At 71.7% G+C, this 6,964-nt stretch carries 7 protein-coding genes; 4 read left to right on the top strand and 3 right to left on the bottom strand.

The window, feature by feature from the left end; all coding sequences use genetic code 11:
• On the top strand, nucleotides 1-1,788 hold a 1,788-nt coding region (locus tag ACT6XY_RS21835; protein WP_444750414.1), incomplete at its 5' end, for a primosomal protein N'.
• 190 nt (nucleotides 1,789-1,978) lie between these two features.
• Here the strand turns inward: ACT6XY_RS21835 and ygfZ are convergent.
• Entirely contained in the window at nucleotides 1,979-2,842 is an 864-nt protein-coding gene (ygfZ, locus tag ACT6XY_RS21840; RefSeq protein WP_444750415.1) for a CAF17-like 4Fe-4S cluster assembly/insertion protein YgfZ, read from the bottom strand.
• Between the two features lie 91 nt (nucleotides 2,843-2,933).
• Between ygfZ and ACT6XY_RS21845 the strand changes: the two genes are divergently transcribed.
• The 3 genes from ACT6XY_RS21845 to ACT6XY_RS21855 all read left to right on the top strand — a co-directional run bounded on the left by ACT6XY_RS21845 (nucleotide 2,934) and on the right by ACT6XY_RS21855 (nucleotide 5,486).
• The gene (locus ACT6XY_RS21845) at nucleotides 2,934-4,262 is read left to right on the top strand and encodes a dihydroorotase (RefSeq protein WP_444750416.1); all 1,329 of its coding nucleotides are present in this window, start codon (nucleotides 2,934-2,936) and stop codon (nucleotides 4,260-4,262) included.
• Complete coding sequence (locus tag ACT6XY_RS21850) at nucleotides 4,259-4,855, top strand: class I SAM-dependent methyltransferase (RefSeq protein WP_444750417.1); 597 nt, start codon at nucleotides 4,259-4,261, stop codon at nucleotides 4,853-4,855. The genes ACT6XY_RS21845 and ACT6XY_RS21850 overlap by 4 nt, the downstream gene beginning before the upstream one ends.
• Nucleotides 4,856-4,988: 133 nt before the next feature.
• A complete protein-coding gene (locus ACT6XY_RS21855; RefSeq protein WP_444750418.1) occupies nucleotides 4,989-5,486 on the top strand; it encodes a histidine kinase in 498 nt (165 codons plus the stop codon).
• A gap of 49 nt (nucleotides 5,487-5,535) precedes the next feature.
• On the opposite strand, the gene ACT6XY_RS21860 is transcribed toward ACT6XY_RS21855, so the two are convergent.
• Both ACT6XY_RS21860 and ACT6XY_RS21865 read right to left on the bottom strand, forming a co-directional pair.
• Nucleotides 5,536-6,303, bottom strand: coding sequence for a DUF2336 domain-containing protein (locus ACT6XY_RS21860; RefSeq protein ID WP_444750419.1), 768 nt, complete (start codon nucleotides 6,301-6,303; stop codon nucleotides 5,536-5,538).
• A gap of 133 nt (nucleotides 6,304-6,436) precedes the next feature.
• Nucleotides 6,437-6,964, bottom strand: a 528-nt coding sequence (locus ACT6XY_RS21865) for a hypothetical protein (protein ID WP_444750420.1), incomplete at its 5' end; no start/stop codon positions are given.

Consider the following 6,964-nt stretch of genomic DNA (forward strand, 5'->3'; position numbering starts at 1 on the left):
GCACGTGCCCGCGTCCTCGCGCTGCTCGCCGACGGCTTCGCCCGCGCCAAGGGCGAGACCGCCCGCGAGGCCGGCGTCTCGTCCTCGGTCGTCGACGGCCTCGTGGACGAGGGGGCGCTGGAGGCCGTGCTCATGCCACCCGAGGCGCTCGCCCGGCTCGACCCCGAGCACGCCGTCGCTGCCCTCAACGACGCGCAGCACGCAGCCGCGCTCGCCCTCTGCGACGCGGTGGCGGCGCGCGCCTTCGCGGTGCAGCTCCTCGACGGCGTCACCGGCTCGGGGAAAACCGAAGTCTATCTCGAGGGCGTCGCGGAGGCCCTGCGCCAAGGCCGTCAGGTGCTGATCCTTGTCCCCGAGATCGCGCTGACGACCCAGTTCCTCGACCGCTTCGCCGCCCGCTTCGGCCACCGCCCCGCGGCCTGGCATTCCGGCGTCGGCACCACGAAGCGCGGCCGCGTCTGGGCCGGCGTCGCCTCGGGTGAGGTCCAGGCGGTCATCGGCGCCCGCTCGGCGCTCTTCCTGCCCTTCCGGGACCTCGGCCTCGTCGTCGTCGACGAGGAGCACGAGGGCGCCTACAAGCAGGACGACGGCGTCCACTACCACGCCCGCGACATGGCCGTGGTGCGCGCCCGGCTGCAGGACATCCCCGTCGTCCTCGCCTCCGCCACGCCGTCCGTCGAAAGCCGCGTCAACGCCGACCGTGGCCGCTACCGCCGCCTCGTCCTGCCCGAGCGCTTCGGCGGCCGCGACATGCCGAAGATCGCCACGGTCGACCTGCGCAGCGCCGGCCCGCCACGCACCCGCTGGATCGCCCCCGCCCTGGAGGCGGAAGTGCGGCGCACGGTGGAGGCCGGCGAACAGGCGCTGCTCTTCCTCAACCGGCGTGGCTATGCCCCGCTCACCCTCTGCCGCACCTGCGGCGAGCGCATCCAGTGCCCGAACTGCTCGGCCTGGCTGGTCGACCACCGCTTCCGCCGCCGGCTGATGTGCCACCACTGCGGCTTCAACATGCCGCCGCTGGAGCACTGCCCGAAATGCGACGCGGTCGACAGCTTCGTCGCCTGCGGGCCGGGGGTCGAGCGCCTCGCCGAGGAATGCGCCACGCTGTTTCCGGAAGCCCGGCTTCTGGTGCTCTCCTCCGACATGGCGGGCGGCATCGAGCGCATCCGCCAGGAGATCGAGGCCGTGGCGCGTGGCGAAGCGGACATCGTCATCGGCACGCAGCTGGTGGCCAAGGGGCACAACTTCCCGAATCTCGCGCTGGTGGGCGTCATCGACGCCGATCTCGGCCTGTCCAATGCCGACCCGCGCGCCGGCGAGCGCACCTTCCAGCTCCTTCAGCAGGTGGTGGGCCGCGCGGGGCGGGCGAAGGACGGCTCGCGCGCCCTGATCCAGACGCACCAGCCGGAGCACCCGATCATCCAGGCCATCGTCCGTGGCGACCGCGAGGGCTTCTACGAGGCCGAGATCGCCATGCGCGAGGCGGCCATGCTGCCGCCCTTCGGCCGGCTGGCCGCCCTCGTCGTCTCGGCCGAGGCGATTGGCGACGCGCAGGCCTACGCGCGCACGCTGGTCCGCGCCGTGCCGCCGACGCCGGAGGTGAAGGTGCTGGGACCGGCGGAAGCGCCGCTGGCGCTGGTGCGGGGCCGCCACCGCGTGCGCCTGCTCGCACGCTCGCCCCGCGCCTTCGACCTGTCGGGCTGGATGCGCCGCTGGCTCTCCTCGGTGGAGGCCCCGCGGGGCAACGTGCGGCTGGAGATCGACGTCGATCCGCAGAGTTTTCTGTGAGCGCGCATCAGAGGCCCCACCCGCTCCCTCCCCGCTGCGCAGGGAGGGGGACTTCGACGTATTTGCCCGATCGTAGGGGTTGAGCCTGGCGCAACCGGGGCAGGGTCAAAGCCCACGCCATAGTCCCCCTCTCCTCGCGTCAGCGAGGGGAGGGTGCGGGCGGGGTCGTTGTCGACCCGCAGATCCGCCCTCAGCCTCCCACCGCCTCCCCTGGCCAGGCGAACCGCGCCCAGTCCGGCTTCACCGGCGTGAGCGCAATGCCGCCCGCGGTGATGGCGTCCCCCGCTGCCAGTGCATCGGCGATGCGGTCGAGGCGCAGTTTGGCGAGGCCGTGGCCCTCGGCCGACGATCCCATCACGCCGATGGTCTTGTCGCCCGCCGTCACGTCCAGCCCCTCCATGGGCGCGAAATCGGGGAAGGCGACTGGCACGACGCGCGTGCGGGCGGTGCCGCGGTGCTGCATGCGGCTCACCACCTCCTGGCCCACGTAGCAGCCCTTGTGGAAGTCGACGCCGGCAAGCTGGTCCATGTCGGCCTCGTGTGGGAACGTGTCCCCGTAGACGAAGTCGCGGCCACCCTCCGGGATGCCGAGGCGGATGCGGTGGGCGTCATAGGCGCCGGCATCCGAGACGATTGCCAGCGGCGGCGGCGCCACCATGCGCCAGCCGAGGCCGGGATGGCGGGGGTCGCGGGCGAGGACCCCGCCGGTGGCGGGCGACGCCTCCATGCCCCATAGGGCGGTGACGCCGAGCCGGTCCGACTGGTCCTCCACCGCGACCTTCGCCCGCAGGCGGTAGAAGCCGAGCTTCTTCGCGAGGTCCGCGGCCAGCGCCCGCGGCACGTCGAACAGGAAGCCGCCGCCGACCGCGGCAGGCGCGGGAGTGACGAGGAAATCGACGACGATCTTGCCCTGCGGCGTCAGCAGGGCCCCGAACCGCGCCTCGCCCTCGGGGACCGCCGCGACGTCGCAGGTGACGAGACCTTGCAGGAATGTCGTGGCCTCCTCGCCGGTCACGCGGACGACGCCACGGTCGGGCAGGAATGCGCTGGGCATCGGGGCCTCTCGGTCGCTTGGCACGGTTGTCGTTCTCGGACATAAGCGAGGCCGCGCCGGGGACAAGGCCCGGCAGTGCCGGGAGCCCGCCATGCCGAACTACGACGTCATCTACAGGAACGGCACGGTGGTCAATCAGGATGGCCGGGCCGTCCGCGACATCGGCGTCACCGCGGGCCGCGTCGCCGCCATCGGCGACCTCTCGCAGGCGTCCGCCGGCGAGGTGGTCGACTGCACCGGCCTGCATGTCCTGCCCGGCGTCGTCGACAGCCAGGTGCATTTCCGCGAGCCCGGTCCCACCCACAAGGAAGACCTCGAATCAGGCTCCCGCGCCGCCGTCATGGGCGGCGTCACCGCCGTCTTCGAGATGCCGAACACCGATCCGCTGACGACCTCGGAGGCGGCCCTCGCCGACAAGGTGAAGCGCGCCACCGACCGCATGCACTGCGATTTCGCCTTCTGGGTCGGTGGAACCCACGAGAACGCCCCCCACGTCGCCGAACTGGAGCGCCTTCCCGGCGCCGCCGGCATCAAGGTGTTCATGGGCTCCTCCACCGGCTCGCTGCTGGTCGAGGACGATGCGGGCGTCGCCGCCATCCTGCAGAACACCCGCCGCCGGTCCGCCTTCCATTCCGAGGACGAGTTCCGCCTGCGCGAGCGCAAGGGCGAGCGCATCGAGGGCGATCCGCGCTCCCATCCCGTCTGGCGCGACGAGACCGCGGCGCTGATGTGCACCGAGCGGCTGGTGACCATCGCCAGGCGCTACAACGCCAAGATCCACGTGCTGCACATCTCCACCGCGGAAGAGATCGACTACCTCCAGCACCACAAGGACGTCGCCACCTGCGAGGCGACGCCGCACCATCTCACCCTCGTCGCGCCCGACTGCTACGAGCGGCTCGGCACCCTCGCCCAGATGAACCCGCCGGTGCGGGACGCGAGGGCGCAGGCCGGCATCTGGAAGGGCATCGACCAGGGGATCGTCGACGTCCTCGGCTCCGACCATGCCCCGCACACCCTCGAGGAGAAGCAGAAGACCTATCCGGCCTCGCCCTCCGGCATGACCGGCGTGCAGACGCTGGTGCCGACCATGCTCGACCACGTCAACGCCGGGAAGCTGACGCTGGAGCGTTTCGTCGACCTGACGAGCGCGGGACCTGCCCGCATCTTCGCCATGGCTGGCAAGGGCCGCATCGCCGCCGGCTACGACGCGGACTTCACCGTCGTGGACCTGATGCGCAAACAGACCATCACCAATGGCTGGATCGCCTCCAAGAGCCGCTGGACCCCTTATGACGGCAAGGAGGTCACCGGCTGGCCTGTGGGCACCGTCATCCGCGGCCGCCGGGTGATGTGGGAGGGGGATCTCGTGACGCCCTCGGGCGGCCGCCCCGTACGCTTCCAGGACCAGGGCGCGTGAGCCGCGCCTCCACCGCCGGCTATGCCGAGGAGGCGGAAAACCTCGCCCGCCAGTACGAAAGCGTGACCTTCGAGGAGGTCCACGCGCCGCTGCTCCACCTGCTGCCGCTGTCGGGCCGCGCCCTCGACATCGGCGCCGGCAGCGGCCGGGACGCGGCGGCCCTCGCCGCCCGCGGGTTCGCCGTCACCGCCGTCGAACCGACGGCGGAGCTGCGGGCCGAGGGCGTGCGCCTTCATGCCGGCAGCGCCATCACCTGGCTGGACGACAGCCTGCCGGACCTGCCGGTGCTCGCGGCCCGGGCGGAGCGCTTCGACCTCGTCCTGCTCACCGCCGTCGTGATGCATCTCGACGCGGGCGAGCGCGCGCGCGCCATGGCCCGCATCGCCGCGCAGCTGTCGCCGGGCGGGCGGGTGTTCATGAGCCTCCGCCACGGGCCGGTGCCGGAGGGGCGGCGCATGTTCGACGTGTCGGGCGAGGAGACCGAGGCCCTGGCGCACGTCCATGGCCTCGCGACCCTGCACCGCGCTGCCCGCTCCGACATGTTCGCCCGTCCCGGCGTGTCCTGGACCCTGCTCGCCTTCACCCCGGCGTGAGCCGGCCTCGCCGACGGCTCCATCGCGATCATGGCCGCCGCTCCCGCGCGGTCGTGGCTGCGCGGAGTGAGACGACGGCGTCCCCGCCGGCTGCTAGGCATCGGGTCCGTCGATGCAAAAAGGTCCTCCCCCGATGAGCCGGCTTCACTCGATCGTCCTCGCCGTCTGCCTCTCCCTGCTCGGGTCCATGCCCGCCGCCGCCGCGACTTTTGAGCTGGGCTCGCCGCCCGTCGCCCGGATCACCCTGCCGGACGCCTGGTCACCGAAGGTGACGGCACGCGGCGTCGAGGCCACCACCGACGACGACGAGATCTATGTCGCCGTCCGCCCCGCCGCTCTCGCCAGCACCGAAGAGGCGGTCAGGCAGGCGCTGGCCTACCTCCTGGAGCAGGGGGTGAAGATCGACGCGTCCACCCAGCGTCAGCGGATCGGTGAGATCAACGGCATGGAGGCCGTCAGCCTGGCCTTCTCCGGCAAGGATGAGGACGACGAGGATGTGGAGATCAGCGTCAGCGTCGTCGTCGCCTCGCCCTCCTCGGCCGTGGTCCTGACCTATTGGGGCTCGAAGGACGGCGAGCGCACCTATGCGGCGGAGCTGGCCGCGATCCTCCAGAGCCTCACCCGCCCGTAAGGCTTTTCGGCCGCCGGCAGCACGGGAACGTCGCCGGCCGTGTCGGAGATCAGGTGAAGCGGACGCCGATGTCGCGCCCGTCCTGCCAGACCGCCTCGCAGGGACGCCTGACCGCTGCGTTGGCGAAGCTCAGCAGCAGGGGTCCCGACAGGCGGGCCATGGTCGCGAGCGACAGCTTCGCCCCGGTCCTCGAGACGTCGATCAGCCGGCACCGGTGGGCGGCGCTGCCGTCAGGGCGGCTGAGTTGGGCAGGATAGGCCACGGCCTTGCGCGGCGTCTTGCGGAGTTCCTCGAACCTCTCGCGCTGGCGTCGCTCCAGGCTGCGGCGGGCCTCAGCCGACAGATCGGCGCCGGGATTGCGCGCCAGGCTCTTCACCACCGACCTGTTGCCGCGCTCGATCAGCTTGTCGGCCACATCCGCGGGAAGTGCCCGCCGACGGCTGATCGCGAGGAGATGCGAATGGCCCTTGCTGTCGATGACCTTCAGCAGGGTTTCATCCGACAGGCAGGGGGACTGGGTCAGGATGGGGGACGCGACCTCGATCCAGTCGTCGCAGGCCAGGCGCGCGACGACGCCGGGCGGGGCATGGGGATCGCTCGCGATGCGGGCCGCGATGGCCATCCGGTCGACCGGCGAGACATCGGCCACGAGGCGGGCGATGACGCCGTCGACGGTCTCCGCCTGCTCGGCGGTGTAGGTTCCGGAATTCTCCGCGAACGTGCCGATGAGCGTGTTCACCTTGTCGGCGAGCCCGGCGCGCGAACGCTGCGCGACCAGGTCGTCGATGGCGTGATTGACCTCTGTCACATCGGTCATCCGGGCGTTCCGCGAGGGCCCGATCCAGCGGCCCGACCCTAGCGCGATACCGTGGAGCGCCTTAACGCAGGGATAAGCGCGAAGCGCAGGATGGCCCCGGAGCGGCCACCTCGCGGGCAGAGTTAACGTAACGTCACTCGCCCGCCAGGAAGAAGTGTACGGTGCCGTCGGGCCCGATGCCGAGCCGCCAGAACACCCAGGACCCGAGAGTGCGCGTGTCGCGTACGTCCTGCGCCGTCATCAGACGGTAGAGGTCGACGGTCTGGCGCGGCGTCAGATCGGTCAGCGGCACGTGGGCGAGATAGGGCCAGACATACATTTCCTGCGGCGTGCCCTTGTTGATGAGGGCGGCCGGCAGGTCGAGGATGTTGAGCAGGACGGCCAGGATCTCCCGTCCTTCGCCATCGCCCGAGGCGCTCTTCCAGAACGCGACGGGGTCGCGCTCGGAGCCGCGGGTGAAGACCGGCAGGGTCTCGTTCATCTGGAAGACGACGCCGAGCCGCGCGATGTCGCCGGAGCGCGCTGCGAGGATCAGCCGTTCGCGCATGGACCCGACCCGCTCGCGCAGGTCCTCGTTGTCGGGGAGAAGCTCGACCGAGACCGGAGCCTGCGCCGCGCGGCGGGGGGAGGGCGTCGGCACGGGCGCCGCGGAGCGCGGCGG

It is taken from the genome of Phreatobacter sp., from assembly GCF_052440005.1.
GTDB lineage: Bacteria > Pseudomonadota > Alphaproteobacteria > Rhizobiales > Phreatobacteraceae > Phreatobacter.